19 protein-coding genes, 1 pseudogene and 1 CRISPR repeat array are annotated in these 20,210 nt (G+C 42.8%); of the genes and pseudogenes, 7 read left to right on the top strand and 13 right to left on the bottom strand.

Translation table 11 applies throughout. From position 1 onward, the window contains the following. Nucleotides 1-227: 227 nt before the first annotated feature. Genes H6S82_RS02085 through H6S82_RS02050 form a run of 8 tightly spaced genes read right to left on the bottom strand, consistent with a single transcriptional unit; the run spans nt 228 to nt 6,857 of the window. Entirely contained in the window at nt 228-740 is a 513-nt protein-coding gene (locus H6S82_RS02085; protein ID WP_190462957.1) for a dual specificity protein phosphatase family protein, read from the bottom strand. 41 nt (nt 741-781) lie between these two features. After that, nucleotides 782-1,459, bottom strand: coding sequence for an alpha-ketoglutarate-dependent dioxygenase AlkB (locus H6S82_RS02080; protein WP_190462959.1), 678 nt, complete (start codon nt 1,457-1,459; stop codon nt 782-784). Then, nucleotides 1,456-1,953, bottom strand: a complete 498-nt coding sequence (locus H6S82_RS02075; protein ID WP_190462961.1) for an AAA family ATPase — start codon at nt 1,951-1,953, stop codon at nt 1,456-1,458. Before H6S82_RS02075 ends, H6S82_RS02080 begins: the two co-directional genes overlap by 4 nt. Nucleotides 1,954-1,973: 20 nt before the next feature. Beyond that, on the bottom strand, nt 1,974-2,756 hold the full coding sequence (locus H6S82_RS02070; RefSeq protein ID WP_190462964.1) for a site-specific DNA-methyltransferase: 783 nt from the start codon (nt 2,754-2,756) through the stop codon (nt 1,974-1,976). Between the two features lie 47 nt (nt 2,757-2,803). Further along, nucleotides 2,804-4,111, bottom strand: a complete 1,308-nt coding sequence (locus H6S82_RS02065) for a DegT/DnrJ/EryC1/StrS family aminotransferase (RefSeq protein WP_190462966.1) — start codon at nt 4,109-4,111, stop codon at nt 2,804-2,806. A 2-nt stretch (nt 4,112-4,113) separates the two neighbouring features. Beyond that, complete coding sequence (locus H6S82_RS02060) at nt 4,114-5,052, bottom strand: GNAT family N-acetyltransferase (protein ID WP_190462968.1); 939 nt, start codon at nt 5,050-5,052, stop codon at nt 4,114-4,116. Between the two features lie 21 nt (nt 5,053-5,073). Next, nucleotides 5,074-5,760 (bottom strand): class I SAM-dependent methyltransferase, encoded by a 687-nt coding sequence (locus H6S82_RS02055; protein ID WP_190462970.1) that lies wholly within the window; start codon nt 5,758-5,760, stop codon nt 5,074-5,076. A 17-nt stretch (nt 5,761-5,777) separates the two neighbouring features. Continuing rightward, nucleotides 5,778-6,857: a Gfo/Idh/MocA family oxidoreductase gene (locus H6S82_RS02050; RefSeq protein WP_190462972.1), complete on the bottom strand. Its 1,080-nt coding sequence runs from the start codon at nt 6,855-6,857 to the stop codon at nt 5,778-5,780. A gap of 816 nt (nt 6,858-7,673) precedes the next feature. On the opposite strand from H6S82_RS02050, the gene H6S82_RS02045 reads away from it, so the two are divergent. After that, nucleotides 7,674-7,859 (top strand): hypothetical protein, encoded by a 186-nt coding sequence (locus H6S82_RS02045; RefSeq protein WP_191055992.1) that lies wholly within the window; start codon nt 7,674-7,676, stop codon nt 7,857-7,859. Here H6S82_RS02045 and H6S82_RS02040 read toward each other — a convergent pair. Then, a complete protein-coding gene (locus H6S82_RS02040) occupies nt 7,856-8,002 on the bottom strand; it encodes a hypothetical protein (protein ID WP_190462973.1) in 147 nt (48 codons plus the stop codon). The two genes, H6S82_RS02045 and H6S82_RS02040, sit on opposite strands and share 4 nt — an antisense overlap. A 298-nt stretch (nt 8,003-8,300) precedes the next feature. On the opposite strand from H6S82_RS02040, the gene H6S82_RS02035 reads away from it, so the two are divergent. The 4 genes from H6S82_RS02035 (at nt 8,301) to cas7u (ending at nt 14,328) form a co-directional block, all read left to right on the top strand. After that, nucleotides 8,301-8,546 carry a hypothetical protein gene (locus tag H6S82_RS02035; RefSeq protein WP_190462976.1) on the top strand — a complete coding sequence of 82 codons (246 nt, stop codon included), beginning with the start codon at nt 8,301-8,303 and terminating at the stop codon, nt 8,544-8,546. Between the two features lie 224 nt (nt 8,547-8,770). After that, nucleotides 8,771-11,164 carry a CRISPR-associated helicase Cas3' gene (gene cas3 / locus H6S82_RS02030; protein ID WP_190462978.1) on the top strand — a complete coding sequence of 798 codons (2,394 nt, stop codon included), beginning with the start codon at nt 8,771-8,773 and terminating at the stop codon, nt 11,162-11,164. Continuing rightward, entirely contained in the window at nt 11,164-13,347 is a 2,184-nt protein-coding gene (csx17, locus tag H6S82_RS02025; protein ID WP_190462979.1) for a type I-U CRISPR-associated protein Csx17, read from the top strand. The genes cas3 and csx17 overlap by 1 nt, the downstream gene beginning before the upstream one ends. Nucleotides 13,348-13,350: 3 nt before the next feature. After that, nucleotides 13,351-14,328 carry a type I-U CRISPR-associated RAMP protein Csb1/Cas7u gene (cas7u, locus tag H6S82_RS02020; protein ID WP_190462982.1) on the top strand — a complete coding sequence of 326 codons (978 nt, stop codon included), beginning with the start codon at nt 13,351-13,353 and terminating at the stop codon, nt 14,326-14,328. 1,080 nt (nt 14,329-15,408) lie between these two features. On the opposite strand, the gene H6S82_RS33205 is transcribed toward cas7u, so the two are convergent. From H6S82_RS33205 to H6S82_RS02000, 4 genes are all read right to left on the bottom strand, one after another. Continuing rightward, the gene (locus H6S82_RS33205) at nt 15,409-15,624 is read right to left on the bottom strand and encodes a hypothetical protein (RefSeq protein ID WP_242056776.1); all 216 of its coding nucleotides are present in this window, start codon (nt 15,622-15,624) and stop codon (nt 15,409-15,411) included. Nucleotides 15,625-16,007: 383 nt separating this feature from the next. Then, nucleotides 16,008-16,786: direct repeats of the CRISPR family, unit length 37 nt; unit sequence GCTTCAATGGAGCCGCACCTTTTAGGTACGGTGTAAC. A gap of 566 nt (nt 16,787-17,352) precedes the next feature. Then, nucleotides 17,353-17,934 carry a GNAT family N-acetyltransferase gene (locus H6S82_RS02010; protein ID WP_190462983.1) on the bottom strand — a complete coding sequence of 194 codons (582 nt, stop codon included), beginning with the start codon at nt 17,932-17,934 and terminating at the stop codon, nt 17,353-17,355. Nucleotides 17,935-17,948: 14 nt separating this feature from the next. Continuing rightward, nucleotides 17,949-18,629 carry a PAS domain-containing protein gene (locus H6S82_RS02005; protein WP_190462985.1) on the bottom strand — a complete coding sequence of 227 codons (681 nt, stop codon included), beginning with the start codon at nt 18,627-18,629 and terminating at the stop codon, nt 17,949-17,951. Continuing rightward, nucleotides 18,604-19,140: a hypothetical protein gene (locus tag H6S82_RS02000; RefSeq protein WP_190462987.1), complete on the bottom strand. Its 537-nt coding sequence runs from the start codon at nt 19,138-19,140 to the stop codon at nt 18,604-18,606. The genes H6S82_RS02005 and H6S82_RS02000 overlap by 26 nt, the downstream gene beginning before the upstream one ends. A gap of 320 nt (nt 19,141-19,460) precedes the next feature. Between H6S82_RS02000 and H6S82_RS01995 the strand changes: the two genes are divergently transcribed. Further along, the gene (locus H6S82_RS01995) at nt 19,461-19,751 is read left to right on the top strand and encodes a helix-turn-helix transcriptional regulator (RefSeq protein ID WP_199315153.1); all 291 of its coding nucleotides are present in this window, start codon (nt 19,461-19,463) and stop codon (nt 19,749-19,751) included. A 53-nt stretch (nt 19,752-19,804) separates the two neighbouring features. Beyond that, nucleotides 19,805-20,210 (top strand): annotated as a pseudogene (locus tag H6S82_RS32940) (hypothetical protein); the annotation flags it as partial.

Here is a 20,210-nt window from a genome sequence, read left to right as displayed (position 1 = left end):
CCCTGTTGCAGTAAATCCAAAAACGCACGCAAACACAGGTTGAACTCCTCGATAACGTTCGAGCCACCGTTTTGCCTGAAATAATTGAGTGTGAATTTTTATCATGGTTTTGTTACTTCAAAAATTGAATCAACCAAGAAACTAGCTTTTAAAGGCTATACTGCTCTTGTTCAAACGAAAATATCTGTCAATTTAGGGCTCATCGATTAATCCGATAAAAGAAACAATCATGTAGAATCTAGGAGTTGTATTAACTTACTCCTTCGATTCAAAAGTTCATCTCCAAGTTTGACAATCAATCGGTTGGGCCTAGCTTGAGGTCTAGCTGTTAACACATAGGCTAAAGCTTGTTCCTCTCCACCAGAACCGAGTAAGTAAGCCCATACTATTAAAGCAATGGCTGTGGAGCGGCTTATTCCTGCGTGACAATGAATCAACATCGCACCATTCCAATTAGCAATTGAATTTATGAAATCAATAACTTTAGCTATGTTCTCATATGTAGGTAAAACAGAGTTGAGATCATTGTTCGATTTTTCTAGATCATGAAACTCGAGACGTAGGCGGAGAGGTACTTGGCAAAAACCAGATGGTGCACTATCGCCGGGATCTCCAATAGAAATTAAGTATTTGATTAATCCTTGTTGATTTGTGTTAAATAGGTACTCGTTAGCCTCTATATGGGAAGCGATCAATATTTCAGTTAATGGATTTAGCTGAGACAAAAGTTGAGTTTTCATATTTTTATCTTGATTGTGTTTTATTGATTAAAATCCTATGTTTATAGGACGCTAATTTCATCCTTGTCATCACTTGCCTTCTTGTTGGGTAAATATACCATTCGTGCAGTCAGGTTAATCCGACGAGTAAAGAGTGTTCTAGATACAAATGGATGAAGTGTACCAAAGGCATGATAAGCTAGCCTATGTTCGTCAGCCAAAATAATTAAAGTGCCATCCTTTACCAAAAATTTTTGTACAGATGGGTCAGTAGGTGGGTAGTCGCGACCAGGATGAGACAAACCTGCGACGTAAAAGTCTCCTCCTAATTCAAAACTTAAGGATACTATTGGTGCTTCCTTATTTTCTTCGGTTATATCCTGATGGAAGCTCATAATCGGGTAAGTATCACATGATTTATAAACATTAATCAAAACACTTTGCACCTCAAAGCTTGGATATAGTTTGGCTCCCTCAGTGTGCATAATGCGCTTAATTACTGGCGGTACTGGTTGCCATTTTGCTCCTGTAATTGGGTGAGTTTGCTGGTAACGTTGTCCATTTTGGTCTGATATCCAACCATAGTCCCCACAATTAGTCATTTCAAACTTGAACCTCGCACCACTAGGATAGGTACCTCTATAGAGAGGAGACTTGACTAACAATGGATCTATCTCGTTTTCTACTAGCCATTGTGTCTGGTTAATATCTAAGTAATCGTACTCGTAAATCAATGTCATAAAATTTGGCTGACAAGTTGGATTGCTAAAGTTTCTATTGGCAGATTTGCATTTAACCTCTTCCATGAAGTTGGACGAGTAAGAAGATGCAGTCTCTTTATTTCTTCATCATTTAAACGCTCAGATATAACTTCTCGATTTCGATTGCGCTCTAAACATATTTCTAGGGAAGCCTCCAACATGAATATTTTTGCGTCAGGATAGCGGATGAGGAGGCGTTCGACTGTTCTAGATTCATAAAAAAGTCCCTCAATTATAACCACTTCTGCAAATGTCATTGCCCTATTGACTATGCTTTCAACAAGCTTTAGCCACATTGGATGAGGACTACAATCGGAGTTATCACCTAATATCATCCATCTCACATCATCCACTTCAATATGAACAACAATACACTCAAGCCGCTCTTGAATAGTCTCACAGGTTCGACGTGCAATAGTTGTTTTACCGACTCCGGGGGCACCAGCAATAATAGCAATTTTCGTGTTAGACATAAACTTTAAATATTGTTGGTTTACACTAAATCAAATCGCAAAATACCACTATTTAATGATGATTCTTTTCCTTCAATACATATCCACTTTCTTCCTAAAGATTCAGCAACCTTTCCTGTTGTACAACTTCCTGCAAATGGGTCTAAAACAGTATCATTAGGCTTAGTTAATAAGCGTATGAAAAAATCAGGAAATGTTGACGGAAAACGGTTTGATTGGGGTTCTAAGCCAGCTTTGTAGCATCGGCTGAGGTAAGCAGCATCTTCTGCTACATCATCAAACAGTAACAAATTAGATAATTTCCCTGTTAGTGAATTTCTGTACTGTGAAATATGGGAGGTATTTACTTGAGGATGTGTTGTTCTAGAAAGCCACCAAATGATGCTAATTGAATCATTAAATCGTATATATTCTCTTTCTGTCCAATCATTAGGAGTTGTTAGTAGATTTGGATTGTACCAGTAAAATTCTTGGATAAGATGCCAGCTTTCTTGGGAGCATAATTTAGAAATTAGTTGATAGTTATGAACTGAACGTTCAGGTATATCACGAAACCAAGTACTGCCCAACTCAAGAACAAGACTGCCAGTTGGCAGCAATATTCGCTCAAACTCTTCAGCATATTTCAACATCCATGTAACATATCGAGAGCCATAAATTTCCTTAGAGTATAAAGCAAATGGAGGGGATGAAATAATTAAATTTTTTGAATTACTGGGGACAATTTTAAGTAATTCTAATGACTCTCCCAAATAGGCAGAGCCTAAAGCAGTATTAAAGCTAGGTGTGAGTTGAGAAAGCATTTTCTATGAATCAATAAATGTACATAAATGCAACAAGCTTGTTCCCCCTAAAAAGGTTTTTGTATACCATTTTCGTTTAGCAAAATAGGTAATTTAGAAACAGCATCTAAGTTAGCCCACACTTTATGAAATGCTTCTACATAAAGCTCCATTAAATTTGCTGTGTTAGGAGGGAAGTGAGCCGTAGTGAATATGCTATCTCTGGACGTAGCCAGACTGACTGGATAATTTCCTGGATGATAACTAATATTCTTTCGAGCTTGTGGCAGACACCAAGGATAGCCATCGCCATCAGCGTTAAGGGACTGAAAAATTGAGTAAGCTGGTAATGGCTTGCGCTCCCAAATCCACCAATTTGCGCCTTCAGCCGCAAGAGCAAAAACAATGCGCTCTCGCAGTTCTTCAGATGACAGTTTTAATCCTAATATTTTGGCATTAACCCTAACTCGAATCATTTGGAAGATATGATTTCTGTCTTCTACCTGTAAAGGGGGTACAGAAACACCTGGCAAGTCCTTTATGCCATTAATGAGATGCTGGGCATTAGAAATCCTGATTTCTTGTTCTGAGTCTAGTGATTCCAAACGTGCTAAAGCGAAAGCAGCCATTAATTCATTAGTGCGATAGTTGTAGCCAAGGCTATCTGCGTCTCTCACAATTTGCTTGCCTTCATGCCACTCTGTTCCAAACACCCTCATCTTGGCAGCACGATTAAAAATGGCATCACTATTAGTTGTTAAAAGTCCTCCTTCAGGTCCGGCAAGCACTTTGGTAGCGTTCAAAGAAAACGCGCCAACATCAGATAAGCTACCAACGGCTTTTCCCTGATAGATTGCTCCATGAGCTTGAGCACAGTCTTCAATCAGATAAAGTTGATGACGTTGAGCGATCGCTCTTAATTGTTCCATATCGGCAGGCAACCCGTGTAAATGAACTGTAACGATCGCTTTAGTCTTGTCAGTAATAGCAGCTTCTACTAGATCGGGATTGATATTTCCCGTTTCTGGTTGGATGTCAACAAAAATTGGAATTGCACCAACCATGAGAACTGCACTCGCAGTGGCAATGAATGAGTAGGCTGGCACAATTACTTCATCGCCAACTTTCACACCGCATCCTGCCAAAGCGCAATGAAGAGCAGCAGTCCCAGAATTCAAAGCTGCACAGTGGCTCACACCTGTACGTTCAGCCCACTTTTGTTCGAGTTCTCGCGTCATTGGTGCCCAAGGGCCCCATAAAATACCACTGTCAAGAACGGCACTAATACGTTGGCGCTCACTAATTCCTATAGGAGGATAATGACCGTGCAGTTCTTTGTTGGCAATTACCGGATTTCCACCAAAAATGGCTAGCATAGTTAAATTTCCTGAGTATTAATTAATGGATTTCTAGCTTCAGTAACGTAATAAAAAGGTAGCCAGCGCCCACCGAACTGTCGGAAAAAGCGCTCTATAGCTGGAAGGTGCGATCCTTCAAGGTCAATTTCTGTAAGACCAAGTTCCTGATGCGTAAACTGGATAGCACTCCATAGTGCTAAAGATGATCCTCCACGGTGCGATCGCGTGTGGTCATAACCTCCAAGAATGTAATAACTTCGATGCCAATCCCAGACAATACCAGCAGCAGCAACAGGCAAACCATCCTGGTTGCGAGTAATAAAACAAATTGCTTGTCCCAACTTAGCCAGATGACGCATACAGGCATCAGCCTCTTCTAAATTGAACCAGATAGAATGTCCTTGTCTAACAAAAGATTGGCGGACGAGGGTAAGAAGTTCTGATGGCTCGCTACTTTGCTCTACTGTTAGGCCAATTTGTAGTGCAGCTTTGATGTTGCGTCTGAGTGTTGGCGAAAATTGCGCCTGAGTTTCATCTAAGTCTGTAGTTCGTAAAACTGTGGTATAAAGGAGTTTAGCTTCAAACCCTGTACAAATAAATTGTTGAAGGGTTTCAAGCCAAGGAGATACAAAAAAAGTTGATTTTGGTACTCTTTCTCGAATACCTCGTGCAAGTTTTGACATAACTTTTCTTTTTGTTTCAGGAACCATTTCGCCATTAGGAAATTTTGCAAATACTGGGCCTAAGTAAGGAGCTAAAGTTCCCAAAGTACCAAAGCGATGTTCGTTTATTTGGAGAATTGCACCAGCCAAAAGCTTACCTTTTTGAAAAACTCCGATTCTCAAAAAATTATGAGGTGATGCTTGAAACCAAGAGGATGTATGAAAAACAGTTCCCTCTCGAGTATTCTTGATAAAATCATCCCATTTTTCAATGTCTAAAATTTCTTCTATTTCCATAAATTTTTGCCCATTTTCTTACTAATTTTTGCACCCAAATATAAATGTTTCTATAGGATGCTCTACCACAGTTAACTGAGTCCCTACGCCTTCAAGTAGATTTAAAAGCTCATTTTTGAGGGAGTTAGCGTATTCTAAATTCACTTTTCCATCTTTAAAAACTCCTACTTTGTATATTTTTTTATCAAAAAAACCGTTAGCGATAGAAAATATAAAAGAACCATTTGGCTTTAAAGTACGCTGTAATTCTTCTATTAAAGACTTAATATTTACAGTCGAACAGTTAATGACTCGCAAAGCAATATAAGCATCGACAGAAGCATCTGCTAGCGGTAGAGATTCAGCTAGAGCAATTTGAAATTCATGGTGAGGAAAATTGGCTCTAGCTAGGGCAAGTGCTTGATGGCATGGATCGATACCGATAATCTGGCAATGATTAAATAGTTCAATATCCATCCCATCATTAACACCCACTACTAAAACTTTTTTATGGGCTACGTCAATTCTTAACTTTTGGCATATCTCTAAGTAGGTTACTGCCCAGTTGACTTTTTCCCGCTCTTCTCGGTGCATAGTAAAATATTGGAGGGTTCCATACTTTTGGGCACAGGCAAATGAGATGGCTTCAATTTGAGGTAAGCCAAAGCTAACCAATTTAAGTGCTAGGGTATAAGAACTCGGTCCAAACCATGAACTGGGGACTGTCATTTAGAATTTCTCCTTTCTTAAAAATTGAAGCTTTGACGAGTCTGGTCTATTAGGCTAAATAATTTTTTGGTATTGTCTAAATACCTAACGATATTCTCTCGCTGCCCAGTAGTAATAGCATGAATTAAAGCCCGATAGATCGGCGTTGCTAAGAGTAGAGAGTTTGAGTAACGGCGGGATTCGGAAGTAGTCGAACTGTACTTTATTACTTCTCCGTGATTGTCATCTCCACGAACTACAACCGTGCCTTTTGTACCGCAGATACGAAGTCTTTCTACTGGTGCCATATCTACTGCTGAGATGAGTACACGAGCGGAAAAATTTTCCCAATCGTATATGGCGATTAAAATATCGTCACAATCAGTAGACCAGATAGAAGACCGACCTATCGCGTGAATCCGATTTGGGAGTTTCCAATTAGCAAACCTCAAGAGTTGGTCTAAAATGTGCGGACCCCAGTCATAAAGACCACCGCCCCCGTAGCTTTTCTCTGTACGCCAAGTGGGACAAAAATCCGGAACTGCAAATTTATTTGATGGTCCCCAGGATGCGATCGCTGCATCAATCCGAATAATCTCTCCTATCTCTTGGCTTTGAACAATTTCTAGTGCTTGGAGATGGTCATCATCGTATCGTCTGTTCTGAAAAGCCATCAAAACTAGGTTTTTACGATTAGCCAAATCGACAAGTAGGTTGACTTCTTCGCTGCAAAGTGCAAGGGGTTTATCCACTAAAACATGAGCGCCAGCTTCCAGTGCTGTTTTTGCCTGAACGTAGTGCAAGGTATTAGGGGATGTGACAACAATAATATCTAATGAAAGTTCTCTTATTGCCTTCTCCAAATCCTCTGGAGATAAAGTAAACTGAAAACCCCGCTGCTTGGCACACTGAGTTCGTTCAAATATCGGATCGAAGACGGCAATTAAATTCAAGCCAGGTTCCTGACGAATTAGTGGCATATGGAAATGACTTGCCGAAGCACCAAAACCGCAAAAGCCAATTCTTAGTTGGGTTATATTGCTCGTAGACATGACAGTTTGAGGAGCCTCCAGCAAATAGCCGAAATCTCGGTTAACGATTAGGATTTTGTTGGACAACGGAATACAAAAAAGTATCTTCAGGGTAAAACTTTTATGCACTCCTACTTCTCTATTGGGATTGGGTTGAAAGTTTTATGCGAAAGGACATTTTTTGTTACAAATCTTTACTTGTCAACAACCCTAACCTTTGAGGGGATAGGGGGTACGTAAAGAAAAGTAAGTATTACTCATATCACTAAAGTCCAGCCTGCCCGCTTAAGCTTGTGTCTGCTGAAGGCAGGAGTGGAAATCTTAACTGGCAAAGGTTCCAGCTTTTCTCTCTGTGTCCACGGCAGAGTACAGGCCATACTCTGCCCTAGTTAACTGAGTGTTAGCCCAGCGACCAGGCACAGTCCGGTTGAAAAAATAGCTGTAATCCTTACCTGGTAACCCACATTCCGCACCCACAACTGTCACAGATGCAGTGGCTCCAAGCGTAGAAGTGGGATAGGCATTGATTGAGTAGAAATACTCAATATAGAGGGGCTCGGCCGATCAATTTCATAACGTGGAACCGATCTATCTGAAGGGGCGACAACTATAGTCGAAAAGTAGATTTGATAAGGATTTCGGCTCTTCGACCTCGTTGATAATAGGGACGTTTATGTGGACTTAATGCCATTAATTGTGTAGTTTGTGCAATAAAGAATTGCAGAGATTCTACCCAAGCATAGCCATGTATACCATTCCCTAATAATTTAGCACAGTAAGTACGGAAGAACCAAAATCCTCAAACCCCGATTAAAACGTTGGTTTTTGACTGCCTCCCCCTTTAAGGAGAGGCAGTCAAAAACCAAACAGTGAAAGGGTTCGGGAGTTATTGGAAAGGTCTATTTGACAGCCGCTTCAGCGCGGTTGCTATGCAAAATTACTCTGAATGATTTATTGAAAATACTCAAAACCCACCGTTCCTTATCAGGAGCGACTAGCCACAGCATCAGAACTCCCAATTCTGCTGAATGTGCCAATAGGGGCAGGGTTAGCTTTGGCGCAGACGTTACGGCGATGAAGAAATTCTAAGCGCACGCTTCGCCGCCTAGCTTACTGCTTACCGATGCGAACACTGGTTGAGCAAACTTATGCCGCAGTGGAAGATTGGCTACAATGCGATCGCTATCACCAACTTTCTCCCTTTGCTTAAATCCTGAAGGTGTTACACTCATCTTGACTGAATACTAAAAGTATCAGAAATACGACTTCTGCTTCCAGAGCAGCCCCTTTGAAGCAACCTAGTTATCGATTAAGCTGAAAGAAAGCTGACCTTTCCGTTCCGTACTGCTGTGTGCGGCTCCTTTAATAGCTTTATCTCTTTGGGAGTTACCAGCTTAGTCAAAATTTTGCGGTTAACCTCGTTATAGATTGGGAAAAGCTGTGTTAGAATCCCAAGTATGGTAAAAGGGAGTACCTTTGGTACTCCCTTCCAAAATCTCTCGAACAGTAGAAGCTTGGCGGCACAACTGTTTGAGCGATTTATTCGCTCAAATTTCTTTAATACCAGGAGGTATTATGTCCCACTATTGTAACTCAGATGGGCAGCTTTGGCTGTTCCCAATTTTGATTCGACAAAAAATCCCCTCAAGAGCTATCCGTGCAGAATTAGCTCTAAAAATTGGCATAAAAGACCCTAGAACGCAGAAAATTAAAAAATTAGGGCAGTTTGCTAGGCAAAACCAAGATCTTGAGTTAGAGACAGATGAGGGAGTTTAAATTGCTCGTCCAGTTGGCAAAACAGCAACTGGATTTTATCTGTGGAATCTCCTGCTACGCCCGATCAATCGCGCAGCAGTTTAGCTTATCTGAGAGTAGCTGGAGAAAGGCGATCGCCTCGCTCCAGGTCTAAATCCATTGATAAAAAATTTGCCTCGTCTGATTAGAAAGGATTGGTACAAAATTGGCTACTTTGATACCTGCTTCAGTGCAGTTACTTTGCTATGCAAAATTACCCGGAATGGTTTAAAGAAATTACTCAAAACCCACCGTTCCCTTATCAAGAGCGACTAGCCACAGCATCAGAACTCCCAATTCTGCTGAATGTGCCAACGGGAGCAGGAAAAACAGCCGCAGTGGTCTTGAGTTGGCTTTGGCGCAGACGTTACGCCTCTGAAGAAATTCGTAAGCGCACGCCTCGTCGCTTAGTTTACTGCTTACCGATGCGAACACTGGTTGAGCAAACCTATACAGCAGTGGAAGATTGGTTAAAAAAGGTACAATTGAGCGATGAAATTGGACTACACCTGCTCATGAGTGGCGCAGTTAGCGATCGCTGGGAAGCTGACCCAGAAAAAGACTGCATTCTGATCGGTACTCAAGACCAACTATTGAGTCGAGCATTGAACCGAGGATACAGCATGAGCCGCTACAAGTGGCCGATCCACTTTGCCTTGCTGAACAACGATTGTTTGTGGGTAATGGATGAGGTGCAGTTAATGGGGGCTGGACTGCGAACAACTGCCCAACTGCAAGGGTTTCGAGAAATCTTTGGGACTTATGGAACAGTGCGATCGCTATGGATGAGCGCCACTCTCGATCCAGATCTGCTGCAAACTGTTAACTATAAGCCTGATTCGAGCCAAGTCCAAAAACTTATTGATGATGAGGTTTTACAGAATGAAACGCTCAAGTTGCGAGTGCAAGCTCAAAAGCGTTTAGTCAAAACAAAAACCGAATGCAGCGGTAAAGAAAACGACTATGCCTTGGCGCTGGCGAAAGAAGTAATGGCCGCGCACATACCCGGTTCGCTGACACTGGTAATTTGCAATCGAGTCAGCCGTGCCCAGGAACTTTACAAAGCCCTGGAAAAGCAAACTAGCGAGAAATCAATATTAATTCACTCGCGCTTTCGAGCCGCAGAACGAGAGGAACGAAATCAGCAACTTCAAGAACTTCGAGAGAAAAAGCTTTCTGGCATTTTGGTAGCAACTCAAGCAATCGAAGCAGGTGTTGATATTTCTGCTCAAACCCTGTTTACTGAACTTGCGCCTTGGTCGTCGCTAGTGCAACGGTTTGGACGGTGTAATCGCTATGGGGAATGCTCTGAAACAGCAACCGTTTACTGGATAGATATCCCTGATTTAAAGAAAAATGCTAGCCCATATAAGGCTGAACAACTGGAAAAAGCGCGATCGCTTCTTGAAGAACTGAAACAGGTAGGCTCAAAAGACTTGGATAAGGTTAAGGATAAGTATCTAAAAGAGGAGATTGAAGGCTTAATTCCCCGCCAGCATGACCTGTTGCAATTGTTTGACACTTCAACTGACCTTGCAGGACATGATATCGATATTTCTTCATTTATTCGAGAAACAGATGAAAATGATGTGGCGATCGCTTGGCGGGACTGGTCGGGTGAAGAACCACCCGATGATATGGGTGCATTACAACAAGAAGAACTTTGTCGAGTTCGGCTTGTTAAAACAAACATCGGTTATACAAACGACCTGTTAGATAAGCTCAAGAAGCAAGACCGCTATCCTTGGTACTGGGATGGGCTGAAAGGCAAATGGGAAAAGGCTAAAGCAGTTTATCCAGGGCTGTCGTTGCTGCTGCATTGTTCAGATGGTGGTTACTCAGAAAAACTTGGTTTCACAGGTGAAAGCACCGACCAACCTGAAGCAGTTGGAACAACAACTTCTATTGAGTCTGACCACGATGAAGCCGATTCATTGACTTATCAGATGAAACAGTACGTCACTTTGGTTCAACATTCTCAGGATGTTGCAGAGGGAGTAAAGCAGCTTTGTACAGACTTATTATTTGATAACCTGGAAGTCGAATTGCTAGAAAGAGCAGGACGTTGGCATGATTTGGGTAAAGCTCATGCTGCTTTTCAAGAAATGCTGACTCGCGATCGCCCTGAACGGCAGAAAGAAGGGAAGATTTGGGCTAAATCCGATCATCCAACCAAAATGCGGTTACGTAAGTATTTCCGCCATGAATTAATTAGCGCTTTAGTCGCCCTACAGCAAGGCGAACCGTTTTTGTTGTGTTATCTGGTTGCAGCCCATCATGGCAAAGTCCGAATGACGATTCAACCCCGTCCTAATGAAAAAGCCCCTGATTGTATCCAGCGATATGCACTAGGAGTCTGGGAGGGAGATTGTATGCTGCCCGTTGATTTGGGGGATGGGCCGTCTAGCAATCAAGAACTTTCTCTAGCCTGTATGGAGTTAGGAGAAGGAAAAAATGGGGAATCGTGGACAGCACGGGCGATCGCCCTTCTGGAGAAGTATGGCCCTTTCAAGCTGGCATTTCTGGAAACGCTGATTCGGATTGCTGATTGGCGTGCTTCTGCTAAATATAATGACGAGATTTTGACGAGGACGGAATAATGCCTGAATCCATTACTCTACGTGGTTGCACCCCAGAACCACTATCAAACTACCTCAAAGCGTTAGGAGTTTTGCGTTTATTAGCAGAGCCGCATTACCGCGACCAAGACAAAAAGCTCAAAGCGATCGATCCTCAAGCAAAAGGATATTGGCGCAATGATGTTTTTGTCTTGATCACACACCTAACATCTGATGAGTTAGAAAAGTTCTTTCTCTATCATTATGAGCCAACACCGTTAGTCGCTCCTTGGAACGGTAGCACTGGGTTTTACCCAAAAGATACTGCTCAGAAGCGTTTGCTCAATTCAATTCAACAGGCGAAGTCAGAACGGTTTCAACTTTATGGGGAGGCCATTGCAATCGCTCAACAGCAGGTTGATGCTCTTAAGTTAACAGTTCAGCCGAAGGATGAGGAGAAACGACGGTTAGTGGAGCGATTACGCAATCATTTGCCTGACGAAGTAGTGAAATGGCTAGATACCTGTTTGCTAATCACTTCTGACTTACTAGAAACCCCACCGTTGTTAGGGACAGGGGGTAATGAGGGCAATGTTGAATACAGTCGTACTTTTATGCAGCAGCTACAGGAGCTAATAGATCTTACAACTGGTAAACCGACACAGAGTTCAAATTTTTTGCTTAAGGCGGCATTGTTTGATGAAATTCTCCCAGAGTTACCCTTTGCTGGCAAAATCGGGCAGTTTAACCCTATTGCAACTGGGGGAGTAAATGCTTCACCAAGGCACGATACGGATTCTAGGGTTAATCCTTGGAGTTATGTCCTGACAATGGAAGGCATCATGCTGTTTGCTTCAGGAGCAACTCGGCGTTATGAAAAGTCGGAACGGGGAAGGTTTGTCTATCCATTCACAGTTAATGCCTCTAGCATCGGTTACGGTAGCGCTTCAGACAGTGATGTAGCTAGAGCAGAGTTTTGGGTTCCTCTTTGGTCACAGCCCACAGGATTGAGAGAGCTACAAATTCTCTTTAGTGAAGGACGAGCAAAGGTTGGTGGTCGTTCTGTAAGAGATGGCATTGATTTCGCTAGGGCAATCTCTAGTTTAGGCGTAACTAGAGGTATTCAAGAATTTGTTCGCTATATCTTTTTGCAAAGAAATGGAGCAGGAGAAAAAGCTAGCCATTTTGCCATTCCCCTCGATCGCTTTCAGCCTCAGTTTAACCCCCAAGTTGACCGATTGAAGGAAATCGACAATTGGTTAGACAGCTTTAGACGGGCGGCTCAAGATGATAAGGCTCCTGCGTCTGTCAAACGGGCGCATCGACGTTTAGAAACTGCCATTATCGATTTTAGTCGTGGAAAGGCATTTCTACTAGATGTGCTAATTGCATTAGGTGAAGCAGAGGCAGCATTAGATAATTCTCTCAAGTTTACTCAAAAGAAATGTCTTCACCCCCTACCTTTGTTGGAATCGGGTTGGATTGATGACTGTAAAGAAGAATCGAGCGAGTTTCGTTTGGCACTGGCATTGGCTAGTAATAACTTGCGACAGCGACTTGCGCGGGTAAGAGGCAACAAGCCTACTTTTGGGGCGGATAACAATGACAAATTAACTACTTGGCACAAAGGTAGTTTAAATAAGAATTTAATTACTCTACTCAAGCGTCAAGAAATTGAATTAGAGCAATCAAAAAACAAGCAAGATGAAGCTGAAATAGAACAAAAGACAAGATTAACTCAGAAACTTCCTTTTGCCAAAATTGAAGATGTTGTTTGGTGGATTGATAACGAAACTCAAGATGAGCGAATTGAGGCAATTGCCAGAGGTCTTTCTCTAGTAAAACCAAAACGCTTAGAAACCGAGCGAAACAACAATTTAAAAGGGTTTGTGCCACTTACCTACGCCCTGTTAGCGATCGCTCACCACCGCACCTTTAAAAAGAAAGCCTTCGAGAAAGTTTTCGGCACAACAATTCTTAAGGATAATGTAGACTTACCCAGAATTCCCGCATTGCTAACAAGACTGGCAGCAGGAGATTGTTTTACGGCAACTAAACTGGCAGCGCGTCGCCTGCGGGCTAGTGGTTTTCCTACCAAAGTAGGAGAACAGCAAGAAGAAGAGAGCAGAACTCAACGAATTGCTGCTGCTTTAGCATTTCCTCTGTCCGATTATGGAATTGCTTATCTAGCAAAACAAGTTTTACTCATTCACTCTAAGGAGTAGTCAATGGACTTCAATTCACTCAAAGATGCCCCTCGATTATTGATTGAAGCTGATCTAGTTCCTCTACAAGGAACGCGATTTCAGCCAACTGGATTTCCCGATTTAGGTGCAGCAACTTATCGACTTCCCAATCAAGAAAAAACCCAAATGCTACTACTAGAATCGGCTCAAAGTGTAGCGAATCGGTTAGAAAATACCATTTTGGATGAAGCAAATCAAGATGTAGTTGCTCCTCTGAAGGGAATTCCTTATGTAGTAGTTAAGCAGGGCGATAAAGTTTTGACAAATTCGCTATTAGAAGCGCATCGGCTGAACTCTCCCTACATTATGGGAACTAAACAGAAAAAAACTGCTTTATTCGATAAAATTCAAGCTGAACTTGAGATTGCTCCCGAAACCCCAGTGGACTTTCATAGATTAGCTACAGTTCTGGCTAAATACGATTTAAATTGTTTATTGCATGGTATTTTCTTTGAAAAAATTGCTGGTGCTTTAAGAATTGCCCGTACACTGTCTGGTTTTATTGAAGCCAAAAATGTCTCAATTGTAAGTTCAGGTGGTGTTAAGCACGATCGGGTTGATGCCACCGGGAAAGCAAAGGATAAAGGTGGTGCTGGAGAAGGTTATGGGAATGTACCCTACCACCGGGAAGAGTACACGGCTGAAAAAATTACGGCTTATTTCAGCTTGGATTTAGCACAAATTCGCGGCTATCGCTTAGGGGTTGATGTAGAAAATTTACTGATTGCGATCGCCCTCTACAAAATTCAACGCTTCCTCGATCGCGGTTTGCGCCTGCGAACTGCCTGCGATCTAGAAGCAACTAAAATAGAAGTCAAGCGTCCAGAGAAGTTTGAACTCCCCAGTCATGCAGAACTAGCTAAGGCATTGCTCTCGTTAGTTAAAGCAGCAGCTTCAGCCTTTGCTAATCCTCCCATAACGGTTGTTCAGTACCAGGCTGAGGAGAGCAAAAAGAAATAATGAGTGTAGGACTTTCGATTCAATTCCTCACGGGTCGCTATCATGGTACACCCTGGAATCATCAGGTGAATGAAGGGATTGTCGAGTGGCCCCCCTCACCCTGGCGAATTTTGCGGGCGTTGGTTTCTGCTTATTACCGTCTGCTAGAGCAACCCGATCGCATTCTGATGAGGCAATTAGTAACTAAATTAGCCAACCAGCTTCCCAGTTATCACCTGCCTGAATATACTGCCGCTCACACTCGGCACTATATGCCGATTTGGAAGGAGGGCGAAGCGAAAACAACCAGAGTTTTTGATACCTTTTATGCGTTACCGGGTGGGGCAATGTCTTCGGAAGCAGTAATTCAGGTAGTGTGGTCTGAAGTTGAGTTGAGTCAGCTAGAACAACAGTTACTTCAGCAGCTTTGCTCTCAAGTGAGTTATCTGGGTCGGGCGGAGTCTTGGGTTGAGATCCAAGTAGTGAAAGATAACCATAAGTGTAATGCCAATCCGCTCAAAGATGAGGAAGTGAACCCCAAAACGAAGCGGGTCGAGGTTCTAGCACCATTGACTCTTGAGGGATTGGAGGGGTTTCAAGCAGCACTTGCGGTTTTACCGAAGCCGAAAAGAGGGAAAGCAAAGTGGAAAGCACCATCTGACATTCTGGAGGCGTTGGAACTGGATATTGCTTCTCTGCATGGACAAGGTTGGAATGGGATTCCGGGAACTCGTTGGGTTATCTATGAGTTAGAACAGGCGGAACGTCAGCCAGTGCGATCGCAGCCCTATATGCTACAAGCACCAACGTTTGCTCGATTTGCACTTTCTTCTAATGTGCTGCCCAATCTAACAGAAGCAGTTTCCTTGGGAGAAAGGTTTCGACAGGCGCTGATGGCAAAGAGTAGGGATGCAGACGGACAGGTAGATCCAATCTTTAGCGGTCGCCAGCCAGATGAATTAGATGAGGAGGGCAAAGGGAAGCCTGCGGTGGGACAGCAGCACTCCTGGTATTTACCGGAGGTGAATCAAAGAGGCAAAATCGACCACGTTGTTGTCTATGCAGCCGGGGGCTTTGGAGAACAGGCAATCTGGGCGCTGTCTAAACTCGATAAGGTTTGGGGAAAGGAAGGGTTCGATCTGCAAACAGTCTTGGTTGCGCTTGGACGAAGGGAAGACTATAGCAGTGAAAGACAACAACCAGGTTGCTCGAATTTGGTGGGGAAAAGTCGCAGATGGCAAAGTCTAACGCCGCTACTGCTGCCCCGTCATCCAAAACGCGATCGCCGAGGTCAACCCAAATATATTCCTGGGACATCTTTCCAAATTGATGGCCCAGAACATCAAACGCTGCGTTTGTTAAAACACTTGCTCAACCATTTGAATCAAGAGCTATCTTTGGATGAATGTGTTGAGATTCAATGTGCGGGCGATCCAGCAGATTGGTTGGGTTATCAACGGGATGATGGCAAGCTTTTGGTAAAGGCAAGATGCCTGAGTGAGGAAGCGGGGAGAAAGTTCAGCGGCTATAACTGGCAAGCGTTTCAACGTCGGCGCTACCAAGGTAATGGGAAAAAAGAGTCCGATCGTGGTTACTGGTTAGAAATTGAGTTGGCCGAACTACAAGCTGGGCCGATCGCGCTTGGCTATGCGGCTCACTTTGGCTTGGGGTTGTTTGTACCGGCTGATATCGTTTCTGTTTCTTCAATGGAGCCGCACCTTTTAGGTACGGTGTAACCATTTTAGGCGCGATCGTCCGACATACGGCTTTGAGGGCTTCAATGGAGCCGCACCTTTTAGGTACGGTGTAACCTACCTTCCGTAGGCATGGGAATTTCCATATGTTCGCTTCAATGGAGCCGCACCTTTTAGGTACGGTGTAACCGCTACGGCATTGTGTCGAAATCGCTTTTATTTAGTGCTTCAATGGAGCCGCACCTTTTAGGTACGGTGTAACCGAGTTTTTATGCCATTTGTGAGCGCACTGCCTTGCTGCTTCAATGGAGCCGCACCTTTTAGGTACGGTGTAACTCAGTTCTTGCCCGCTGTCAACAAGTTTCACTTTGGCTTCAATGGAGCCGCACCTTTTAGGTACGGTGTAACCTCCTTTGTGCTACAAGTTTTTGATAATTTCTTTCAATCCGCTTCAATGGAGCCGCACCTTTTAGGTACGGTGTAACATAAAACCAGTTTGGAACATCGACTTCGATCCAAGTGCTTCAATGGAGCCGCACCTTTTAGGTACGGTGTAACAGACACCAATATTGGTGACAAATCTCGCACGGTATTCTAGCTTCAATGGAGCCGCACCTTTTAGGTACGGTGTAACAACAAACTTTTTAAATTGGCAATTTCCGCATCTTTGTCAGTGCTTCAATGGAGCCGCACCTTTTAGGTACGGTGTAACTTTAAAATTTCTCAATAACGATAACGGTAATTCAATGCTTCAATGGAGCCGCACCTTTTAGGTACGGTGTAACCCTGTCAATCAAAACCCAAATAAATCAAGGGTTTTAAAGTGATTTTTCGGCAATCTAATTTTCAAGATATTTCCAGCCGTGCTTACTGCTAAGAATATGCAATAAGTAAAGTCATCTGAAAGCTGTAATTATTGATTTGTCAAGGTTCTAGCAATTTTCGTGAACTCCCCAGAGTTTTTACCCCCACTTTGGTTTACGAAAATCTAACTGACATCGCTATCATAAATAGGTAAGTAGGTGGGCGTCAATAGACGCCCGGATGTGAAAATATCTATAGAAAATTAGTGAGGGTGCATCAGCCTATGAGATGTCGGCTGAGAATCTCGCCACATAGGAAACGCAAACCCTCGAAGAATGCAAGAAGAGCAAAAAGTGTGCTACAACACACCAAGGATAAATATACTGTGCTATTACTGCCTGCGGCGCACTCCTTGAACAACTACTGCCCAAGTTTCTCTAAATTCAACAAAGAGTTGGTAAAAAGTGATGTAAAGGTTGTGGATTTTCTAACTCTACAGAAAAAAATTAGCACAGTAAGTACGGAATAACCGGATTAGTATACCTCCTTATTTGATAAGCATAAGCATTTTTTCAAAAGTTTTTACCGACCCATTCTGTTGTTTGTAGTTAGCCTTTTGAAACAGATTTATAGGTTCAAATCCAACCCGATTGTACAGTGCGATCGCTTGGCTTCTTACTAATGAAACCCGAAGTAACATAGGCTTCCTACAAGCTATAGCTCTTTGTATCAGTTTTGTTCCCAAACCGAGCTTTCGATGTTGAGCAGCTACACCTAAATCAGCGACATACCAAGCTGACTGAGAATCAATACCAAACTTATAATACAAAAAATCTTGATTTAGGGTATAAGTAGAAAAACCATCGCTGACTACAGTTTGCCAAATTGATGAAACAGTTAATGGCAAAATAGCACAGAAACCTATTGGTTGCTCCAAGCGAGCAACTGCAACAAAAAGATGACCGCTGGATTGATAGAAAGAGAATAATTCCGACAACTTAACTTCTGGCCAGATTTGGTATTCCGGTGGCTCAGCAAATATCTCTTGGTATAGCTGGATTAAACCCTTATTTAAAAGTCTACTGAGATTGCAGTAATTTTCCACCTCTAGGATTTCGTTAATACTCATACAACTTCCTTAAATTAGCCTACTGCCTTTCCTGTTTCAACAGCTTGCAAAACAATAGCTAACCGACATGATTCACCTAAAAAATTTATTCGGCGGAAATTTGAACAAAAATTCATTCGCTTGCGTCGCCATAACTGAGTTTCTTCATCCTTATACCATCTTAATGCGTTGTATTGATATTCGCTAAGAAAACCATCTCTAATTAACATAGCATCCCGCCGTTCAAGTTCGTCTGGGTCATTTAAGGCAGCGGCACTTTCACCCAGGAATTCTATAGGTTTTTTACCTTGGGCGGCAAGTGCAGCAGGATTAGCGAAAACTACACGCTGATCGGAGATCTGATTAATGTAGACAGGTAGTGGGTTACAATATAATTCATTAAGATCGAAGCCTAATTCTGGCAATAAATTATTTTTGGGATCGGAGTTGGGCTGGTTCATGGTGATTTTTTCATGTAATGATGGCTCTGACATCATTATCTTTGCCATTTCAGGAGTAATTTTGAAAGGCCGCTTGCATCCGCGCCATCCGATTTGAACGTTTCCTTTAAGTACTGCGGCGGTGCTAAGCAGGCTATCTACGCAATTTTCGAGTAGTTCGGTAGCATCATCATGGCTAGGAGCAAGAATAATGCAATTTCTTCCAGAAAGCTTCCAACTCCAGCCTGGGCTATTCAGCAGTTTCAATAAATCCATTTTGTACCTGACCAAAAGACTTTCTAACAAGCTCTTGAATTACCGCACAATCCATATCAAGGATGGTGCAAATCTGAATGATGTCAGCCTTACTAGGTTTGGCTCCCGTAGCGATCGCATTGATGCGATCTATCTTCATCCCACCCAACTCTAAGTTTCTCTTGTGCTGTTCCACTAATTCAGCCACAGATCCAACATTAACAACTTGTGTCTTGGCATTCAATACCCGCCCCAGAGTAGTCAAAACCTTTGCTATTTCTGAAATTGATAGATTGTGAATAAATTTTAAGATTTGTAATAATGTATCTTCTTGTTCTCGTTCTACTGGCAGAGAACCACTGAGTCTTAACACTCGTTCAATTAACTCACTGCGGGAAATTCCTAGCCGTTGACTTTCGGACTCCATCAAATTTCTAGCTGTTGGGGTCAGCCGTAGCGTAATAACTTCTGACTTTGGCTCATCCCAGATTTCACCTTGCCCAGGCTTTGACTTAATTCCCTTTTTTGGCACAAGGTTAAGCTCCGTCTGAATTACACACAGTTTAACAGGTTGTATTGCAACCTAACAAATAAAGTGTTATCGTATATGTACACGACCTATCCAGGCTGTGTACCCAAGCCAGTGCTAATCCAGCAAGATAGACCACTGACTTGGGATTGCTCTCACGATGGAGATAATCTCTATGCTAGCAACCTCATGCCGAAGCAAAGCGACCAAGTTTAGTAAGGAATAGCCTTTTAATATTTTGAGTAAAAGTGGATTTATCTACTTGACAGTGTTAAGGAGTAGATTTATCGTATTCTAATGATGGTGTTCATCGCTAGAGTACGATGTATAGACTCATGGAGGAGAGTTCTAACATCGGCAATTTGATACTTTGGAAACTTAATGAAATGATGGCAAGACGCCGCGTCCGTAATAAAGATTTAGCTCAAGTGTTGGGGGTCAGCGAAAACTCCGTGTATCGACTCCGAAAAAGAGACACGATGCCCCGACTAAATCCAGAAATACTCAATGGAATTTGCGCTAAGCTTGACTGCCAACCAGCCGACCTGCTGGTGTACATATCGGACGAAAACCTAGAAAAGGCAATTGCGGTATCTCAAACAAACGAAGTCTAACAGAAATGCCCCGGCTACCAACCGAGGCCAGAAACAAAAAACAGACTCCCATCATGACACACCCAGCTTCTTTGTGTATCTCCACCAACCCCCCAGCCCTAGCAATCGGCTTATTGGCCGGAGTTGGAGGCATGGACTTAGGAGTGGTATCGGCTGGGTGGAAAAACCGACTACTCCCACGTTGGACGATCGAGCTAATCCGAATACACACTTATAGTGTATTTAATCGCTCACTGGAGATCGCCCATGATTGGATTGACGTGATTTGCCAAAGGGCAGAGATCGAAATGGAACCGTGGGACTATTGCTTAGTTTGGGTTAAACACATTCAGCCAGATCAACACGGGTACCGTGCGGAATGCGTGCGAGAACTGGCTAAACACACTTTCGGGCAGTACAAATTCGACACTATCAACAAAAGATGGGGAGCGAAATTTGAAAAAAGGCCAGATGGGGTAC

Origin of the sequence: Planktothrix sp. FACHB-1355 (assembly GCF_014748295.1) — a bacterium.
Lineage (GTDB): Bacteria > Cyanobacteriota > Cyanobacteriia > Cyanobacteriales > Aerosakkonemataceae > Aerosakkonema > Aerosakkonema funiforme_A.
The sequence above is the reverse complement of the archived record's forward strand: the minus strand, read 5'-3'. Positions and strand labels throughout refer to the sequence as shown.